At 59.2% G+C, this 17,224-nt stretch carries 15 protein-coding genes and 2 tRNA genes; 14 read left to right on the forward strand and 3 right to left on the reverse strand.

All coding sequences use genetic code 11. The annotated features are described in order from the left end of the window. Positions 1-59: 59 nt before the first annotated feature. Positions 60-1,082, reverse strand: coding sequence for a TRAP transporter substrate-binding protein (locus tag J7447_RS03270; protein WP_209168726.1), 1,023 nt, complete (start codon positions 1,080-1,082; stop codon positions 60-62). Positions 1,083-1,111: 29 nt separating this feature from the next. Next, the gene (locus J7447_RS03275; RefSeq protein ID WP_023001566.1) at positions 1,112-1,669 is read right to left on the reverse strand and encodes a gluconokinase; all 558 of its coding nucleotides are present in this window, start codon (positions 1,667-1,669) and stop codon (positions 1,112-1,114) included. A gap of 123 nt (positions 1,670-1,792) precedes the next feature. Between J7447_RS03275 and J7447_RS03280 the strand changes: the two genes are divergently transcribed. After that, positions 1,793-2,812: a LacI family DNA-binding transcriptional regulator gene (locus J7447_RS03280; protein WP_286188901.1), complete on the forward strand. Its 1,020-nt coding sequence runs from the start codon at positions 1,793-1,795 to the stop codon at positions 2,810-2,812. Positions 2,813-2,839: 27 nt separating this feature from the next. Here J7447_RS03280 and J7447_RS03285 read toward each other — a convergent pair. Then, positions 2,840-2,914 (reverse strand) — tRNA-Gln (locus tag J7447_RS03285). 360 nt (positions 2,915-3,274) lie between these two features. Between J7447_RS03285 and J7447_RS03290 the strand changes: the two genes are divergently transcribed. The 13 genes from J7447_RS03290 to J7447_RS03350 all read left to right on the forward strand — a co-directional run bounded on the left by J7447_RS03290 (position 3,275) and on the right by J7447_RS03350 (position 17,215). Beyond that, positions 3,275-3,351 (forward strand) — tRNA-Pro (locus J7447_RS03290). Positions 3,352-3,992: 641 nt separating this feature from the next. Then, positions 3,993-4,601 (forward strand): invasion associated locus B family protein, encoded by a 609-nt coding sequence (locus tag J7447_RS03295; protein WP_209168728.1) that lies wholly within the window; start codon positions 3,993-3,995, stop codon positions 4,599-4,601. A 4-nt stretch (positions 4,602-4,605) separates the two neighbouring features. Continuing rightward, entirely contained in the window at positions 4,606-6,345 is a 1,740-nt protein-coding gene (locus J7447_RS03300; RefSeq protein WP_209168729.1) for a ShlB/FhaC/HecB family hemolysin secretion/activation protein, read from the forward strand. Between the two features lie 12 nt (positions 6,346-6,357). Then, on the forward strand, positions 6,358-13,422 hold the full coding sequence (locus tag J7447_RS03305; protein WP_209168730.1) for a hemagglutinin repeat-containing protein: 7,065 nt from the start codon (positions 6,358-6,360) through the stop codon (positions 13,420-13,422). Further along, the gene (locus tag J7447_RS03310) at positions 13,419-13,754 is read left to right on the forward strand and encodes a hypothetical protein (RefSeq protein ID WP_209168731.1); all 336 of its coding nucleotides are present in this window, start codon (positions 13,419-13,421) and stop codon (positions 13,752-13,754) included. Before J7447_RS03305 ends, J7447_RS03310 begins: the two co-directional genes overlap by 4 nt. A gap of 21 nt (positions 13,755-13,775) precedes the next feature. Continuing rightward, positions 13,776-14,357: a hypothetical protein gene (locus J7447_RS03315; protein WP_209168732.1), complete on the forward strand. Its 582-nt coding sequence runs from the start codon at positions 13,776-13,778 to the stop codon at positions 14,355-14,357. Continuing rightward, a complete protein-coding gene (locus J7447_RS03320) occupies positions 14,358-14,600 on the forward strand; it encodes a hypothetical protein (RefSeq protein ID WP_209168733.1) in 243 nt (80 codons plus the stop codon). Positions 14,601-14,644: 44 nt separating this feature from the next. Beyond that, complete coding sequence (locus J7447_RS03325; RefSeq protein WP_209168734.1) at positions 14,645-15,349, forward strand: hypothetical protein; 705 nt, start codon at positions 14,645-14,647, stop codon at positions 15,347-15,349. Then, complete coding sequence (locus J7447_RS03330) at positions 15,342-15,599, forward strand: hypothetical protein (protein ID WP_023001571.1); 258 nt, start codon at positions 15,342-15,344, stop codon at positions 15,597-15,599. The genes J7447_RS03325 and J7447_RS03330 overlap by 8 nt, the downstream gene beginning before the upstream one ends. A gap of 5 nt (positions 15,600-15,604) precedes the next feature. Then, positions 15,605-16,021: a hypothetical protein gene (locus J7447_RS03335; protein WP_023001572.1), complete on the forward strand. Its 417-nt coding sequence runs from the start codon at positions 15,605-15,607 to the stop codon at positions 16,019-16,021. A gap of 9 nt (positions 16,022-16,030) precedes the next feature. After that, on the forward strand, positions 16,031-16,468 hold the full coding sequence (locus J7447_RS03340; RefSeq protein ID WP_152533409.1) for a hypothetical protein: 438 nt from the start codon (positions 16,031-16,033) through the stop codon (positions 16,466-16,468). Between the two features lie 139 nt (positions 16,469-16,607). Further along, positions 16,608-16,754: a hemagglutinin repeat-containing protein gene (locus J7447_RS31485; RefSeq protein ID WP_082444645.1), complete on the forward strand. Its 147-nt coding sequence runs from the start codon at positions 16,608-16,610 to the stop codon at positions 16,752-16,754. A 95-nt stretch (positions 16,755-16,849) separates the two neighbouring features. Continuing rightward, entirely contained in the window at positions 16,850-17,215 is a 366-nt protein-coding gene (locus tag J7447_RS03350; protein WP_209168735.1) for a hypothetical protein, read from the forward strand. Positions 17,216-17,224: the final 9 nt, after the last annotated feature.

Consider the following 17,224-nt stretch of genomic DNA (forward strand, 5'->3'; position numbering starts at 1 on the left):
AGCTTCTTTTACAAAACGGGCGCCCGAAGGCGCCCGCCAGGTAACCACATTGAAGCAGCTTACTGCATCAGGCCGTTTTCTTTCAGGTAGCTGGTCAGAACGTCATAGACCTTCTGGGCATTGTCCGAACGTTCGGCGACCTTGGCCCATTCGCCGGTGGCGATGGAGCGGAACTTCGCGCGTTCTTCCGGCGACCAGTCCGTGACGGTCACCTTGCCGCTGGCCTTGGCTTCCTCGACGGCTTTCTGGTCGCTCTCGGCGAGAGCTGCCACCTGCGCGTTGGCGAAACCCCTGACGCTTTCTTCAAGGGCGGTCTTGAGATCGTCCGGCAGGGCATCCCACTTGGCCTTGTTCATGGAGATTTCCACCAGCGGCATGGAGTGGAAGCCCGGATAGACCGGGTTCGGGGCAACGTCGTGCATGCCCTGTGCCTGATTGGTGGAGAAGACCGAGTAGTCGGCTGCGTCGATCACGCCCTTGTCGAGCGCGGTGAAGACTTCAGACCCCGGCAGGTTGACCGGAGCAGCGCCAGCCGCTGCAAACACCTGCTGAACCAGGCCTTCAGGCGCACGCATCTTCAGGCCCTTCAGGTCGTCAACACCGTTCAGCGGAACCTTGGAGACGAAGGCCTCCAGGCCCGGTGTCGTCGCGCCGATGAAATGCAGGCCGTATGGCTCTACCAGCTCGTTCATCAGGTCCTTGCCGCCGCCATCATACATGAAGGCAAACATCTGGTCCGGCGACGCCCAGGCGCCGACCGGGTTGGCGATCAGGCCGAAAGCCGGATCCTTGCCGGCAAAGTAGGACGTATCGGTGATATGGCCGTCAAGAATGCCGGATGCGATGGCATCCTGGGTCTCGCTGTGGGCCACAATGGACTCCACAGGCAGCAACTCGACCTCGATCTTGCCGCCGGTCTTTTCCTTCACGCTCGCGGCCCAGCCCTGCTGAAGCACGAAATTCGGGTTGCCTGCCGGGTCGGAAGACTGGAAGCGGAACGAATAGTCCGCAGCCATGGCGGTTGTGGCAAGCGCACCGGCCGCAACGGCGGCGAGAGCGGTTCTGGTCAAGAGTTTGAGCATGATTTCCTCCCTAGTCGAAACGTCATCGCTCAAGAGGCGATGGTGGTACGAGGCGGCCTTGCTGGCCGCAGTTCTTTCATGGCTTTGTCGACAAGTTCGTCGACAGGCCTTGAAATATCCAGGCTGAAGCCGGCTTCCCCGACTTGCAGCGGTTCCAGCGTCGCCAGCTGGCTGTCCAGCAGCGTTTCACCGACGAAGTGTCCCTGGCGCCCACCCAGGCGCTCGGCGATCAGGCCGCGTTCTCCTGCCAGGTGAACAAAGATGCACGAGGGCAGGGCAGCCCGTAAACGGTCCCGATAGGCGCGCTTCAGGCTGGAGCAGGCGATCACTGCACCGCCGGCACAGTAGATCTGCAGCTTGGCGGCAAGTGACACAGCGTCCAGCCAGGGCATGCGGTCGGCATCGGTCAGCGCTTTTCCTGCCGCCATCTTGCGCTTGTTTTCCGGGCTGTGAAAGTCGTCAGCTTCAACCATGCCGACGCCAAGCCTGTCCGCGAGGCGGTTCGCCAGCAGGCTTTTGCCGGCGCCGCAAACGCCCATCACGACGATGGCCGTTTCGCCAGAGGCTGATGGCAATTCACCCTGCATTTCCGTCCCCGAATGATCTCGTTGTTGGGCGTATTGAAAATGATAGCGCTAACATTTGTCAAACACTTTTTTCTGGGATATTATCGGAGGGTTGATTTGCAATGGTATAAACAATTGTAATGGTTGAATAATTTGAAAAGAACGATCGCCGATGTTGCCCGAGAGGCTGGTGTTAGCGCTATGACTGTGTCGCGCGCGCTACGTGATCCTGACAAGGTCTCCGCCAAGACACTGACCAAAATCCGGGAGGTGGTCGACAGGCTCGGATACGTGCCGGATCCGGCGGCCAGCGCGCTTGCTGCGGGCAAGACCAACGTCATCGGCGTCATCGTGCCGTCAGTGACCAACAACGTGTTTTCCGATGTCATGCGAGGCATCTATGAAGCGGCTGAAGGGTCGAAATGGCAGATCCAGCTCGGCAATTCCCGCTATTCCCCACTTGAAGAAGAAAGCCTTGTGCGAACCTTCCTGAGCCAGCGTCCCGCTGGCCTGGTCCTGTCAGGTCTCGATCAGTCGGAAGACACGGCCCGGCTGCTGGAGCGGGCAGACTGCCGCATCGTCCAGATCATGGAGTGCGGGCCGGCGCCATATGACATGATGGTCGGCTTTTCCCACGTGGAGGCCTCTGCCGCGGCAACTCGCCATCTTCTTGCTGCCGGATACAGGCGTCCGGGCTATATCGCTGCCCGGCTCGACCCGCGCAGCCAGCGCCGCCTTGCCGGGTTTCGCGGGGAGGCGGAAAAGGCAGGTGTCTTCGATGCAGGCCGGATCGTGACGACACCGCGTCCTTCAACCGTCACCCTTGGCTGTGAACTGGTCGCCGACCTTCTGTCGAAGGCGCCGGAAACCGATGCGATCCTGTGCAACAACGATGACCTTGCGCTCGGCGCCCTGTTCGAGTGCCAGCGGCGCGGCATCCGGGTTCCGGATCAGATGGGTATCTGCGGTTTCAACGATCTGGAAATGATGGCCGCCGCCAACCCGCCGATCACTAGCGTGCGCACGTTCCGCCTGGCCATGGGACGCGATGCTTTTCGCATGCTCACGGGTGCCCTTGCCGGAATTGAGCCGGAACAGCCGGTGGTCGATCTCGGCTACGAGATCGTGGCACGTGGCAGCACGGCCCGAAACGTGCAAGGCTAGAAGATGTCTTTATAAGGGAAGAAAGACTGGCTGGGGTGGAAGGATTCGAACCTTCGCATGGCGGTACCAAAAACCGCTGCCTTACCGCTTGGCTACACCCCAAGGCCGTGGGGACGCTGTATAGCGAGCCTCGATCCTTTGCGCAAGTCTCCACAAGAGCAAACTTTGACGGGGAAGGACCGGTTTTCCCCAGGTGCGTTGCAAAGCCATCGCCGGGACGATTGGAGGCCGTTTCAATCCGCTTCAAGTTGGCGGAACGGCAAGCCGGACTTGGCGTGTCTGCTGGAAAGCGGCGTAATTCGCCCTTGCCTTGCCGAGGTTGTTCACAGTTTCAAAAAAGTGACATTCGGCAATGCAAATCGCTTGCGGGATCAGACCAGCTTTGCTAAATGACCCTCCACGCAGCGAGGGCTTGCCCAGCTGTTCCCGATGAGCCTAGCTTTCTAAGCTCATATTCTGTGTCGGAGTGTAGCGCAGCCTGGTAGCGCACCTCGTTCGGGACGAGGGGGTCGGAGGTTCGAATCCTCTCACTCCGACCATTTTCTTCCTTCCAATTTGAACGCCTCGCGACCTGCAACGCCTGCGGACCTGTTTTCGCCCGCAGCGATTGGTACGCCTGCGTCGGCGTCTTCCTCCCAAGACCACAGTCTCGGCTAATCGAATTGGCACTTGCGATGCCCGTTGCCTTCCTTGCTGGAGCTGTGCGTTTCAGACCTGGTTTTGCAACCTGCTGCCGTTATGGCCCGTCTCTCGAGACCGGTCTTTACATTCGTCCCCGACAAAAAGCGTGGTTTGATCAGGCTGCTCGCCTCTTGCCAGCCGGCCTGGAAGACACTTGCAAGTGCTCGGTTTGATTGAGAGTTTTGTGAAATAAAACTGAAATTAAATCGATTGCTAAACAAAAACACTCAACCATATGAGGTAATTTTCCCGCAAAAATTGCTTGCAACCTGTGGCTTAAACCCTTAGGGCAGCATTAACAAAAAAGACAATGCGGGAAAAGACAATGCGCAACAGTTTCGCTGTTTTTTGAACAACTTGCCGGTTCTGAATTTGAAGGGTCGGCGACGATAGCTGCCTTTTTACGATCCTGATCATTGGCCTGTCGGCTTTCCCGGCAGAACGCCTCTGCACGCCCTGCGTGCTGTCCGTCAAAAAACAGATACTCCAGGCACAGACAATGTTTTTCCAATTTTTCGTACCGCCGAATTTCGTCTCCGGTCATCGCAATGCGAGGTCCTTGAGGCTTGGACATCGCCGCAAGTACTGGAAACCGGTTCTGGTGGCGGCAGGTCTGCTGGCTGTGTGCACGCAAGCCTCCGCCCAATCGGAACAGCCGGACCAGAAGACCCTCACTGAACGGTTCAAGGCTTGGACGGTGACGTGCGTGGAGGCCGAAACACGCACCTGTCGGATGACGCAGGAGCTGGTGCAGCAAAAGACCGGGCAGCGCCTGTCCGCCTTGTTGATCGAGGAACGGGCCGGGGAGGGGCCGGTGCTGACGGTTCTGGCGCCCTTTGGCCTGGCCTTCTCGCAAGGCCTCACACTTGCGGTGGATGACGTTGAGTTGCCGAAGGCGCAGTTCCTGACCTGCCTTCCCTCAGGCTGCGTGGTGCCGGTGCCGCTGGATGAAACGGCCCTTGAAAAACTCCGGACGGGCAATCGGCTCACCGCAGTCGGTGTCACCGCCACCAACGACAAGCAGGTCCGCATCGAGTTTTCGCTGCAGGGGTCCGCTGCCGCATTGGCCCGGTTGAAGGACCTTTCCGCGGGCAAGACGACCGACTGACACCATGCGAGCACTTGCACGTTTCCTGGCTCCGCTTGCAGGGGCACTGCTGTTTGCACTGCCCGGGGCGGCTCAAACGCCTGCGGGGATCGAGAACGTGCTGCGCCAGCAGCAGCAGATCATCGAGCGCGAGGAACAGCAGCGCCGGTTGGAGCGTGACCGTTTTCTGGGCGGAACGACGGAACCATCCCAGCGTTCGCCGGATCTGCTGCCGCAGGCAACCGGCGGTGAGGGACCATGTGTTGACGTCGACAGGATCCGGTTCGAAGGCGCAAAGCGCGTTCCGGCAAACCAACTGGAGTTGCTGGTCCGCAACCGTCAGGGCGCCTGCCTGACGCTGACCGACATCCAGAACGTGCTCAGAACGGCGACCAATTATTACGTCGAGAAGGGCTTCGTCACCTCGCGCGCCTATCTGGTGCCGCAAGATCTCGGTTCCGGCGAATTGCGTGTCCTCATTGTCGAGGGCTCGGTGTCCGAAGTTCACCTTCAGGAAAACGGCAAGGCACGGCGAGGGGCAACGCAGCTTTTCGGCGAGCGATCCGACCGGATCATGAATATCCGCGATTTCGAGCAGGGGCTGGAGCAGATCAACCGGCTGGGATCGAAGGAAGCCGTCATCCGTATCGAGCCGGGCGCGGGCGTTGGCCAGAGCATCGTCACCATCGAGGTGAAAGACGCCTACGCGGTGCAACTGTCCGCATCGCTGGACAATGGCGGGGCCACCAGCACAGGCCGTCATCAGTGGAACGGCATCGCCGGCTTTGAGGACGTGCTCGGGTTGAACGAGCTGTTGACGATATCTGCCCGCAGCTCGCTCGACAGGCTGGACGAGCGTATCTACTCGCGCTCGATCAACGCCTATCTGTCCGTGCCCTGGCGGTATTGGACCGTCAACATCAGCGGGTCGTATCTGGACTATCTGTCCCGCCTGGAAAGCCCGTCGGGCGACTATTCCTATGATGGCACCAGCTGGGAAGGCCGCGTGGAGCTCGACCGGGTGCTGCACCGGAATGGACGCTTTGTCTGGCGTGCCGGCGGCGCGTTCTCGCTGAAGGAAGCCAACAACTTCATCGAAGAGATCTTCATCGACGCCTCCAGCCAGCGGTTGGCCGTTCTGGAAGCGTCCACGAAGATCAGCGGCCGGATTGCCGGTGGGTTCGGACAGGCCAGTATCGTCTTCAAGCAGGGGCTGGAGGGCTTTGCCGCCCAGAAGGACAGTCGCCAGCTGGATGGCACGCCGGCGGCTCAGTTCAGCCAGGTGACGCTGTCGGGGTTCTACCAGCGGGTCTGGCAGAACCCGGTCGGCCAGCTTTCCTTCCAGGCCAGCACCTATGGCGCTTTTTCGCCCGACACGCTGTTTGCCTCCGAAAGGGTAACCATCGGCGGGCCGTTGTCCGTTCGCGGGTTCCGCGATGTCAGCCTGTCGGGCGATGCCGGTGGCTACAGCCAGCTCGAGCTTGGCTTCACCCCCGCATTCGCCAGCAAAGCTCCGGACAACCTGAAACGGCTATTCGGTCTGCCGCAGGTGTTTGCCGGTCTGGATGCCGGCGGCGTCCTGGAAGATGCCGACGATCCGCTGGAGGGCGGAGAGCTGATGGGCGGTGCGGTCGGCCTGCGGCTGAGCGGCGGCATCGTGACCGGCGAAGTGGCTTATGAGCGGGCTCTGGCCCATCCGACATTTCTGGATCCGGCGGAAAACGGCTTTTTGCGTTTCCGGCTGGGCATTTCTCAAACGTTTTAGGCGGATCGGCTTATGATCAAGTCCGTTTTAAATGGTTTCTTCTGTACCGTCTTTCTGGTCCAGACCTCCCTGCCGGCCTTTGCCGGCGGGTTGACGCCGGATGGCGCTGCTGCGCCCGGCAACCGGCCGGAGATCATCGCGGCGCCAAACGGCGTGCCGGTCCAGAACATCGTCACACCAAATGCGCAGGGCCTGTCCCACAACAAGTTCACCGATTTCAATGTCGGCAAGAACGGCCTGATCCTCAACAATTCCAAAGGTGTCGACCAAAGCAACCTGGGCGGCTACATTGTCGGCAACCCCAACCTTCAAGGCTCCGGCCCGGCAACGGTGATCCTGAACGAAGTCACCTCGTCCAACCGGTCGCTGCTGCAGGGCGCGACGGAGCTGCACGGTGGGCAGGCGGACTACATCCTCGCCAACCCCAACGGCATCACCTGTAACGGCTGCGGCTTCATCAACATTCCGCGGGCAACGCTGACAACAGGGGTGCCGCAGGTAGATGCCGGAACGCTGAAGGGCTTCTCTGTCGACCGGGGCACTGTCACCATTGGTGCGGATGGCGTCGCGGCGGAAAGCGTCGACTATTTCGACATCGTCTCGCGCGCGGTCGAAATCAACGGCAAGATCCACGCTGGCGAGAACCTCGGCGTCTTTGCCGGTCGCAACGACTACGATTATGCCAACCGCTCGGTTGCGGCCAAGGCCGGGTCGGCGGCGGACAAACCGGAATTTGCCATTGATTCCTCCGCGCTTGGCGGCATGTATGCCGGCCGCATCAAGCTGATCGGCACGGAAAGCGGCGTCGGTGTGCGTGCTCCTGAAAGCGCGACGGCCGCCACCGGCGATTTTCAGATAACCGCCGATGGCAAGCTGGTGCTTGGCGGCACGGTGTCTGCCCGCAAGTCCCTGCGCGCCCGGTCCGTCAACGGGTCGGTGGAGGTTCAGCAAAAGGCATCCCTCTATGGCCAGGAAACGCTGATCCTGAAGGCCGGCGGCGATATCAAGGTTGCCAAGGAGGCAACCCTTGGTGCCGGCAGCCAGGTGGAGCTGGAAGCGACAGGCATCGATTTTGACGAGGCGCAGCTCCTGGCGGGCATGGCGCCCGGCGGCACGCTGGCAGCAGGGGTCGGCTCCATCAAGGTGGCAACGACGGGCCTGGCCGGTTTTTCCGCCGCCAGCCACCTTCAGGCGGGCGAGGCCATCACCTTCAACGTCGGCGCGCTTCAGCAATCGGGAACCGTTGCCACCGACACATACACGGTGCAGGCATCAAACGACGTGGTCCTTGGCAGCGCATCGGTCTCCAGTGCAATCAATGTCGCCTCCAGCCTTGGCGACGTCACGGTCGCCTCCGGCTCCGTGCTTTATTCCGGCGGAGACCTTGCCCTTTCGGCAGCCGGCCGTTTGACCGTGGCAACGGCGGGCGAGGTCAACGCGCGCGACCATGTCGCGCTGACAGCACCGGTGATCGACATTTCCGGCGGCAAGGTTTTTGCCGGTGTCACCGGCGAAGGCGCTGCGATACCGGACGTCGGCACGTTGACGCTGACTGCATCCGGTTCGCTCAACGTGGCCGCCGGGTCCCGCATTCAGTCCGGCGACCTGACACGGATCACCGCCGGCACCTGGAACCAGCTCGGCGCGCTGGAGGTCGGTTCGCTGGCGCTCGATCTTGGCGGGCTTTCCCTCAGCGGTTCCGGCGCGACGGTCGCGGCGCGGGATATCTCCGGCAGCATCACCGGCACTGCAACGCTTGCCGCTGCCGCCCCGGGGCTGACCGCCACCAACGCGCTGGACCTCAGCGTCAACGATCTGACCGTTGCCGGATTGCTGCGCGTGAACGGAACCGGTCAGCTGACCATCGGCGGCACGCTGTCGGTGACCGGCAAACTGGAAGCGACCGGCGGGCTGACGGTCAACGGCGGAACCACCAGTGTCGCCGCTGACGCTTACATCATTGCCAATGATGCTGCCCTGTTCGATGGGCTGGACAGCTTCACCAACCGGGGCGGCGTTCACGCCGGCAACGGCCTGACCATCCGCTCGGCCAGTCTGGACAACCATGGCGGCGTTCTTGTTGCCGAAAACGGCCTGACGCTGGAAGGCCGCACGGCCGGCACCAAGGCGGCCAGCATCATCAACCGCAAGGGCGGGATCATCGAGGCAAGGTCCGGAACGCTGACGATACGGGCTGAAAGCCTGAAGAACATCACCGGTGCCACTTTCGACACCAAAACGACCGCATATGCCAATGAAGTCGTCGCCGGGGCCTATCCTCCCGACTGGCTGAAGGGCGGGTTCTCCAAATACTGGGCGGCCGGCGGCATCGGCGACTGGGACCAGTTCTGGGACACTGGCGGCGGGCCCGGCGGCTATGTGTTCGTGCCGCACCCGGAAAAGATCGATGAGATCCTCACGGCCAAAAATGCCACGGCAGCGGACTGGGACCAGAACTGGTGGAAGGACTACGCACCGACATCCATTTCCGAGTTCGACCCGGACAACGGCACCTATGACGACTGGCTGATGCTCGCCCCCGACGAGGACGGTGCAGCAGGTTCAGGCGATGTGGTGACCATCTACGTCACCGAAGACACCTATGAGCTGGTCGACCCGGTCGCGCGTATCGCGGCGCTGAACGGCAACATGGTGCTGGATGTCGGCACGCTGGAAAACGAATACAGCGACATCGTCGCCTCCGGCGACATGCGCATCGACGGCACCAGTATCGTCAACGGCGGCAAGACCCTGACACGGGTCATCACCATCCACCAGAGCTGGTCGAGCTACGAAACCCGCACACTGGGTTTTGCCCCCTCGCACAAGTTTCTGGACAATGGGGTGCAAAGCAAGACGCTGAGCGCCGAAACGATCGATGCCGTTCCCGCGACCATCCACGCCGGCGGATCGCTGATCGGCAACCTGACAGGCACGCTCACCAACGAAGCCGGCGAGCCTTCCACCCCCGAAAAGCTGCAAAAGTCCACACAGGACACGTCCATCGTTCAGCTCAACGCCAGCTCCCAGACCCCGGCCTTCGACCCCGCGTCCTACAAGTTCAATGGTCAGCTTTTCAGCCGCGCTCCGGAAAGCAGCCCGTTCCTTTACGAAACCCGCTTCGCATTCGTCGACATCGGCGCATTCTTCGGGTCGCAGTATTTCCTGGATACGGTCGGCATTCCCGACATCGACAAGCACATCCGCTCGCTTGGTGATGCCTATTTCGAAAGCCAGTATGTGGCCGAGCAGGTGCGCAGGGCCACGGGCCGCCGCTGGCTGTCCGCCGACCAGACCTCCGATGCCCTGCAGATGAAGACGCTGATCGACAACGCGGGTGCACAGGCCGAGGCGCTGGACCTGGCGTTCGGCGTGTCCTTGAGCGAGGAGCAGATCGCACTCCTGACCAGCGACATCGTCTGGTACGAACGCGCGGTGGTGGATGGCGTCGAGGTGATCGCGCCCCGTCTCTACCTTGCCTCGACAACGGACCTCAACAAGACCGGCGCGGTGATCGCCGGGCGCAACACGACGCTGGAGGCAGCGGAAATCAGGAACGTTCGCGGCACGATCAAGGCCGACGAAACCCTGGTCGCCAGCGCCGCCGGCACCCTGCTCAACAGGTCCGGCACGATCAGCGGCAGGGATGTGACCCTGTCCGGCGAGACTGTCTCGATCGAAACCGCAACCCGGGCGACCGGCAACGGCACCACGGCCATCGGCACCTGGGCCTATGAGCGCGGCACGGTGACGGCGGAAGACACGCTGACCATCCGCAGCGATAGCGACACCCGCATCACCGGGGCAGATCTTGCCAGCGGCGGCAGCCTGGAAATCGACGCCGGCCGGGACCTGGTGGTAACCGCCATCGAGCTCGACAGCCATTTCGAAGCCAGTGGCCAGGCGGGCAGCAACCGTTACGATGTGCGTGAAAGCCAGACCCGCGTGTCCGGCTCCACCATCCAGGCGGCAGACGTGGCCGACCTCAAGGCAGGGCGCAACATTGCCGTGGAAGGCTCGCTGATTGCCAGCGACGGCACGGCCAGCCTGACAGCCGGTGAAAACGTCACCATCGGCACGGCGGAGGAAAGCCGGGAAGACCGGTCCGCGCGCAACAAAAGCGGCTTCCTGACCTCAAGTTCCAGGAAACGCGACAGCAGCAGCACCACGCAGGTGGGCTCCATGGTGACCGCGCTCGGCGATCTGGAGATCTCGGCCGGTGCAGGGGATGTCGTGGTCAAGGGCTCTGCCGTATCCTCCCAAAGCGACGTTGCCCTTTCGGCCGGGCGCGATGTGCGCCTGGAAGCTGCCCAGAACACCTCCGAAGACAGCCGGGTCGACAAGAAAAGCGGCTTCTTTGCAGAAACCGGCAACATGGGCGTGGTCGCCGGCTACAAGTCCGAACGGCATACCTCCGACACCAGCTCGTTGACCCAGGTCACCTCGGCGGTGTCCGGACGGAACGTTTCCATTGATGCCGGGCGCGATGTGGTCTCCGAAGCTGCCTCCGTCGCCGCCGACGAAGACCTTGGCATAACCGCCGGGCGCGACATCGTCCTGGACAGCGTCCACGATCTTTATGCCCATTCGGAAAGCCACAAGATCGACACCTTCGCGCTGTCGGTCGGCGCCTTCGAAAACATCTCCGGTCCGGTGAAATCGCTGGCGGATGCCCCGCGCATGGCAGCCTCGGGCAAGGGCAATCTCGGCTATCAGGCGCTTTCCGCGGTCTCCGCCGGGCTGAAGGCGGTCGACGCGCTCAACCAGCTCAACGCCATCCGCCAGGGCGGCACCATTGCCGGGGTGCGCATCGGCATCGGCATCTCCCGCGAGGAAAGCAGCTCGTCGGAGGTTAGCGCCATCGCCCGCACCGCCACGCTGTCGGCGGGCAACGACATGTCCCTGGAGGCGGGACGCGACATCACCGCCAAGGGCGCCCGGATCGACGCCGGCAACGATATTGCCATGGCGGCGGGACGGGATGTCATCCTGGAATCGGCGCAAAACCATCTCGCCTATGAGGGCGAAAGCTCCAGCATGTCCGCGGGCATCGGGCTGACGCTTGGTGTCGGCGCCAGTGGCAAGAATGGCGCCCCCGGCGCCAGCCTCAGCCTGGGGCTGGATGTCTCCGGCCAGCAGAGTTCCTACAGCCAGTCGCAGACCTATCACACCAACACGGATGTGACGGCGGGCGGCAACGTGTCGGTCGCAACCGGCCGGGACCTTGCCCTGAAGGGCGCGCGGATTGAAGCCGACAGTGCCGATCTCGACATCGGCCGCAACCTCACCATCGAAAGCCGGCTGGACACGGCCGAAGGCTCCAACCAGAGCAGCGGCTACAGCGCCGGGGTTTCCGTTGGCATCGGGCTGGGGGCAGATGGCGCCGGGCCCACCTTCGGCGCCTCGGCCAGCGTCAACGGGGCCAAGGGCTCCAACAGCTCGGCCTGGGTGAACGCCCCCTCCGGCATCGTCACCGACAACGCGCTCAATGCCGATGTCGGCGAAACGACCTCCATCACCGGCGGGGTGATCGCCTCGCGCTCCGGCGATCTGACCCTTGAAACCGAGCGTCTGGAAACGGCGGATATCGACCTTCATCGCAAGGGCTGGCAGGTTTCCGGCTCGGTCGGCGTCAGCATAGGTTCCAATCCGGAAGGCAAGTCCAAACCGGGCATCACGGTGGAAGGGGCCTATTCCAACTCCGAAACCGAGGGCGTTGCCCGCGCCACCATTGGCGAGGGCGAGATCACCGTGCGCGACGGCGACGGCGACGGCGACGGCATCAAGGCCGCCGACCTGGAAGCCGAGGCCGACGCGGCAGATGCCGAAGGCGACACGGCCCGCGCCGAAGCCCTGCGCGCGCAAGCGGACCGGGAAGCGGCGGAAGACACCACCGCCACCGAAACCCAACTTTCCAACCTCAACCGCGACCCGGACGCGGTGGTGGAAGTGACCTCGCAGAAGCAGGAAGGGTTTGAGCTTTATGTGAGTGATACGAGCATCGTCAAAGCGGTGGAGGCTGTAGAGACTGCAGGCAAAACTCTGGCTGACATAGCCGACGCTGTTGTGGATGCATTATCGAAAGACCAAGATTTACCTGCTGAAGAAGCGAAAACCCTCAAACAAGCTGTCAAAGAGGCTCAAGCGGATCCTGAAGTAAGAGAGCAATTGGCCAGTTGCGGCCAGGAGCAGGGCTGGAACCTGTTCGACTGGATTATTACGCCGGCACACGCGCAGACTATGTGCTCAATCAGTTTGGGGTCTGGTGAAACTATATCACTGACACCAGACCAGGCGGAGGCCAGCCTCGATATTGTCGACTGGATCGCAGGCAATCTCTCGGCAAAAGGGCTTGCACGGGTACTTGGACCTGTCGGCGCGTTGCTGGCCTCGACGGGGCCTGCCGGTGATGTCACCGAATATTCAGTCACCGATACCGACGGCACTCGCTACGACATCAATATCGATGGACCTGAAGGAACTGTTACCATTTCGTTCGATGGCAATGACACTGCCACGGAACTGAAATTTACACTGTCTTCAAATACTGGAAACTATGTTCTGACCAGCGGAGAGATGAACGGTCAGTCTCTCAGCCAGGATGCCTTAAAGAAGACATGGCAGGTCCTTGCCAACCAAATCGGTGATAATGGCGGCCCGCCACTTACCGACGAAGATCTCGGACGAACCGATGAGAACGGCAGCAACAACAACAACGGTGGCAACGGCCCGCATCTCGTCGGTCCCATCGGGTGGGAAAGTCATAGTGGTGGAAATGACGCCACAAAGAGAACACTGACCGCAGCAGAGCAGCAAAAGTCACATCACATTTTTGGACAAGACAAACATAAAATGGACCCGCTCGTTGATAGGTTTGGCACTCAGGAGCAAGCCTATCTAGAATTGGACGCTGCAGCCCAGCAAGCATATCGAAATGGAGACCTAAATCTTAACGCGAATGGGATTAACACAGAGACCCGCATCTCAGTTGGTGGTGTCGAAGTTGATTTAGTTGGCGGGCGGGTTGTCGATGGAAAGTTTGTTCTTGGGTCAGCGTCACGAAGGGACATTCCATGAAGCTGACAGAATTCGAACTGGATAGCATTCGCATTATCCTCGAAAGGGAAGAGCCAACACTGCTAAAATATCTACCGCAGCTATGTGTTTCCTCTAGAGAGGATAGCGGTGTCGGTAGAGTGACAAGATTTGCCAGGATACAGCCAAGCATTGATCAAGAAATGAACCTTACTCTAGGCAAATCTCTATACGCCGACATAGGTGAGATGGCTTACGGTGTCGGATTTATGCTGTTTATCGATGAAGGGGTTCCTACAGAGTTGGAAGTATTTAGTCACAGCAATGAAGTCATTCCAAAAATAATTGTGTCTTATAAGCATAGCTACATATAGTTTGTGAACATTGAACCTCGCATGCCTTTGGTCCTCTATCTGATCCGAGCCATTTTCGTGCTGCTTATCGCGGTATTTGGCTTGACAGCGGTTATTGCGGCTCAGGGGGATTGGTCGCGGGCTGACTATCCAGTCTCCGCACAGAATCTGACGGTTCAGTCACTTAATCTTGCCTTCGCAGCTAGAGCGCCACCATCCGACGGTGAAAAAGTTGCGGTTACCGGCCGCCTGTTCGAGGGAACGGGTTACGTGCGCGTCTTGGACGGCGCAAGAACCGGCAAGTCAGTGTCAGCGTTTGCGCACTCCTCTACTGCTCCAAATAGGGTAACCAACGGACTGCCGGACAATCCTTCACAGCTTGGGCACGTCTTTGGAGATCGTCCGGGCCATCTGCCAGATACTCCTCAAAACAGGCAGTTGTTGGTCGATACGAGCAACAATCCGTCGAACTTGCATGGTACAGATAGATTCGGGAACGAAGTTCATACAATCACGCAAGCAGATGGATCACAGGTCTGGGTCTATACCCGAAATGGTGTCATTCAGAACGGCGGCGTTAACAATCCTCCGAAACAATGGGTTGAAGGGGTAGGGTTGCAATAGATGATGAAAATGGACGAAAAACAGTCGTACTTGGCGATGTTTTCATTCCTCGAAGACTACTACCATCGCACAAAGTCAGACGAGATTGGCGCGATGCTTGGGGCGATGTGTCTCGCCAGCGATGGAAAACCGATGGACCCTGCGTATTGGCACGAGTGGAAGCAGGCTGTTCAAAAGGCGATCAATGGCGAGGTGGACGCTGAGATGCGCCTAACTAAAAAGTCGGATCAAGAACCTTCGTAGCTGCGGAAATGCCCTTGCTCCGTTGCCTGATACGAACATTTCTGATGCTGCTTTTCGCGGCATTCGGATCGGTTGCGGCGGTTGCCACGCCTAGTGATTGGTCGCAGGTCAGCTACCCTGCCGTGTCGCATCAGCAAGGCACTCAGTCGCCTAATCTCACGAACACGGCCCAAGCACCACCGACAACCAGCAGAAATCTCACGTCTACCGGCAATACGCTCGCGCAAGCCGGCGATCTGCGCGCATTGGATGGCGTGGAAACCACTGGGTCGCTCTACACGCTTTTGCGTTCCTCTATTGCCCCAAATAGGAGAGGGGAGCTTTTCAGCCAGCGTCCCACGTCCTTCGATCCGATGAACCCTGAGCAATTTGCGAAAATCCAAGAGGTGTTCGCAAGACAGGGGAAAGTCTTTGATAGCTCTGAGGACGCGCTAAGATATCTTGAGACCAGAGGAGCTGATGGAGTCACGTTCAACGCTGAAACAATCCTCGTCCGTCCTGACGCTAGCCCAAGCACAATCTTTGAGGAGTTAATCCACTCCGGGCAGCACCGAACTGGCCGCTATGATCAATGGGTTTCACAGTATGGGAACGCTGGGGCTACCGCTAGAGCGGAATATGAAGCGGCGACTAGACTGGTAAATAATCAGAGGGCCTATGGGATTTCCGATGCTGAACATGCTGTGAACCAAGCGCGAGTTCAGGAGTTTGGAAGCCAGCTTGATAGTATGGGAATTCCCCGTGATTGATATTGGAGTTGTAGAATCTGTCGATTTGGTGGCGGGCAAGTCAATTGTTGCCGTGCGTCTGGAAGTCGACCTTGATAAGGTGCCGCTCGAAGCTGGGGCTGTATCAATAAAATTCAGCAATCAGGTTCACGCAAACAAACTTTCTGGCCATAAATGGTGGCCGGAGCGGCAACAGATTGACCTGCTATTTGATTCTATAGAAGTGCTTCCTCAACTTGGGGATGCTGTTTTTGTTTCTTTGGACGGTTAGGCTTTATGGCATCTCTCCGCCTCTTGATCCGAACCTTACTTGCGCTGCTAATCGTAGCATTTGGGACGGTTGCAGCCTTCGCCGCACCGGGAGATTGGGCACGGGTCACTTATCCAGTTGAGGCGCAGGAATTTTGCGTGCTGCCGGTCATTCTGACGAACGCCACCCGCGCGCCGCCACACACCAGTGCAAATGTGATGGCTACAGGCATTGTCTTTGCGCAAGCCGATGACCTGCGCGCATCAGATGGCGCAGAAACCACAGGGGTGGTCTATGCTCTTTTGCGTTCCTCAATTGCCACAAATAAGTCGGTGGACAATATTCTCGCTGGCGGTAAACGTTTGCCAAGCAAGGGCGGACCGACAACTCAGATTCAAAAGGCTGGAGGGTTGATCAGGCAAACGCTGATTTTGACCCGCTAGGTCTGAATGATGTCGGTTCTCACTACGATTGATATTGAAGGTACGTTCAAAGATGCTGATAGTTTCGAAGCTCTGGCTGCCTTTCTCCGCCAATCAGCTGCCCGCGTAAATTTCGACGGCACACTTCGCTTAACCGTTGAAGATGAGGATGGCAGGGAATATCGAGAATTAATTTGCGATGAAAATGATTACACGGAAATAGTGAAATTATCATTCGAAAGCAAAGATGTATCTGGTATTTATGCGCAAATTCAGATTGATGGAGAGGGACACTACTTTTTGTTTTTGCTGCCTTCAGCTGGTGTTTTTTCAATTGGCGTAGAAGGAGGGCGCAAGACCGTTGGAGAAAGTTGTACGGATATCAGTTGGTATCTTCAGAAAATTGGATTGCCCATCAAGAAGATGTTTCCGGGAGTATACGCTCTGAAATGCCAAGACTTGTATTGATGGACTTGCCCAGAAAAAGTGAACAACACCGAGTTTGCCGGAGGCTCCTTCTCCTGAATGGAGTGGAGCGCGTTGAGCAAAACAACGAACAAGTAGTCCCTGAAGTTCGTGAGAAGGTGTTTCTCTTCGTGTCGGACATGTGTGTCTGGGGCTGGATGTCTCCGGCCAGCAGAGTTCCTACAGCCAGTCGCGGACCTATTACAGCAACACGGATGTGACGGCGGGCGGCAACGTATCGGTCGCAACCGGCCGGGACCTTGCCCTGCAAGGCGCGCCAAACCGGTAGAAGCTCGTGTCTCAGGTCGAGGTGCGGCGGCGCGCAAATGCTCGAGCGAACTGGGAAGACACAATCCCGTGGTTGGATTTCGAATGAGGAAGTAAATGGTGCACCTATCTAAAGAACTTGAAGCTGCAATTGGCAGACTCTTCGAAAACAAGGAGATTGGATATAGCGCCCTCGGCGTAACGCACTCGGAAGAAATGAATGCTCTTGGTCTTCGAACGGAGCGAACTGTTCCGGAAAATGTTAGTGCGGAGGAGAGGATATCGCTGCTTCGCAGAAAGTTGGAAGACTGGGTGGAGTTAAAGAGTGCTGAAATACAAGAATATGACAGTGTGGAAGACACTACAAGAATACGTGCCGAAGCTCTCTCCACGCTGATGTTTCTGAGAGACTTGAACCAGTATTTCCCTCGGGTGCAAACCGCAACGCGAGAAGCGTTTGAAAAGCACAGACGATCACTTTGATCCCGTATT

The organism is Labrenzia sp. R5_0 (genome assembly GCF_017743835.1).
GTDB lineage: Bacteria > Pseudomonadota > Alphaproteobacteria > Rhizobiales > Stappiaceae > Roseibium > Roseibium algicola.

Coding starts and splice junctions, on each gene's coding strand:
- J7447_RS03270 (WP_209168726.1), bottom strand. CDS start 1,082: ATGCTCAAACTCTTGACCAGAACCGCTCTCGCCGCCGTTGCGGCCGGT.
- J7447_RS03275 (WP_023001566.1), bottom strand. CDS start 1,669: ATGCAGGGTGAATTGCCATCAGCCTCTGGCGAAACGGCCATCGTCGTG.
- J7447_RS03295 (WP_209168728.1), top strand. CDS start 3,993: ATGTTTTTCCAATTTTTCGTACCGCCGAATTTCGTCTCCGGTCATCGC.
- J7447_RS03300 (WP_209168729.1), top strand. CDS start 4,606: ATGCGAGCACTTGCACGTTTCCTGGCTCCGCTTGCAGGGGCACTGCTG.
- J7447_RS03305 (WP_209168730.1), top strand. CDS start 6,358: ATGATCAAGTCCGTTTTAAATGGTTTCTTCTGTACCGTCTTTCTGGTC.
- J7447_RS03310 (WP_209168731.1), top strand. CDS start 13,419: ATGAAGCTGACAGAATTCGAACTGGATAGCATTCGCATTATCCTCGAA.
- J7447_RS03315 (WP_209168732.1), top strand. CDS start 13,776: ATGCCTTTGGTCCTCTATCTGATCCGAGCCATTTTCGTGCTGCTTATC.
- J7447_RS03320 (WP_209168733.1), top strand. CDS start 14,358: ATGATGAAAATGGACGAAAAACAGTCGTACTTGGCGATGTTTTCATTC.
- J7447_RS03325 (WP_209168734.1), top strand. CDS start 14,645: ATGCTGCTTTTCGCGGCATTCGGATCGGTTGCGGCGGTTGCCACGCCT.
- J7447_RS03335 (WP_023001572.1), top strand. CDS start 15,605: ATGGCATCTCTCCGCCTCTTGATCCGAACCTTACTTGCGCTGCTAATC.
- J7447_RS03340 (WP_152533409.1), top strand. CDS start 16,031: ATGTCGGTTCTCACTACGATTGATATTGAAGGTACGTTCAAAGATGCT.
- J7447_RS03350 (WP_209168735.1), top strand. CDS start 16,850: ATGGTGCACCTATCTAAAGAACTTGAAGCTGCAATTGGCAGACTCTTC.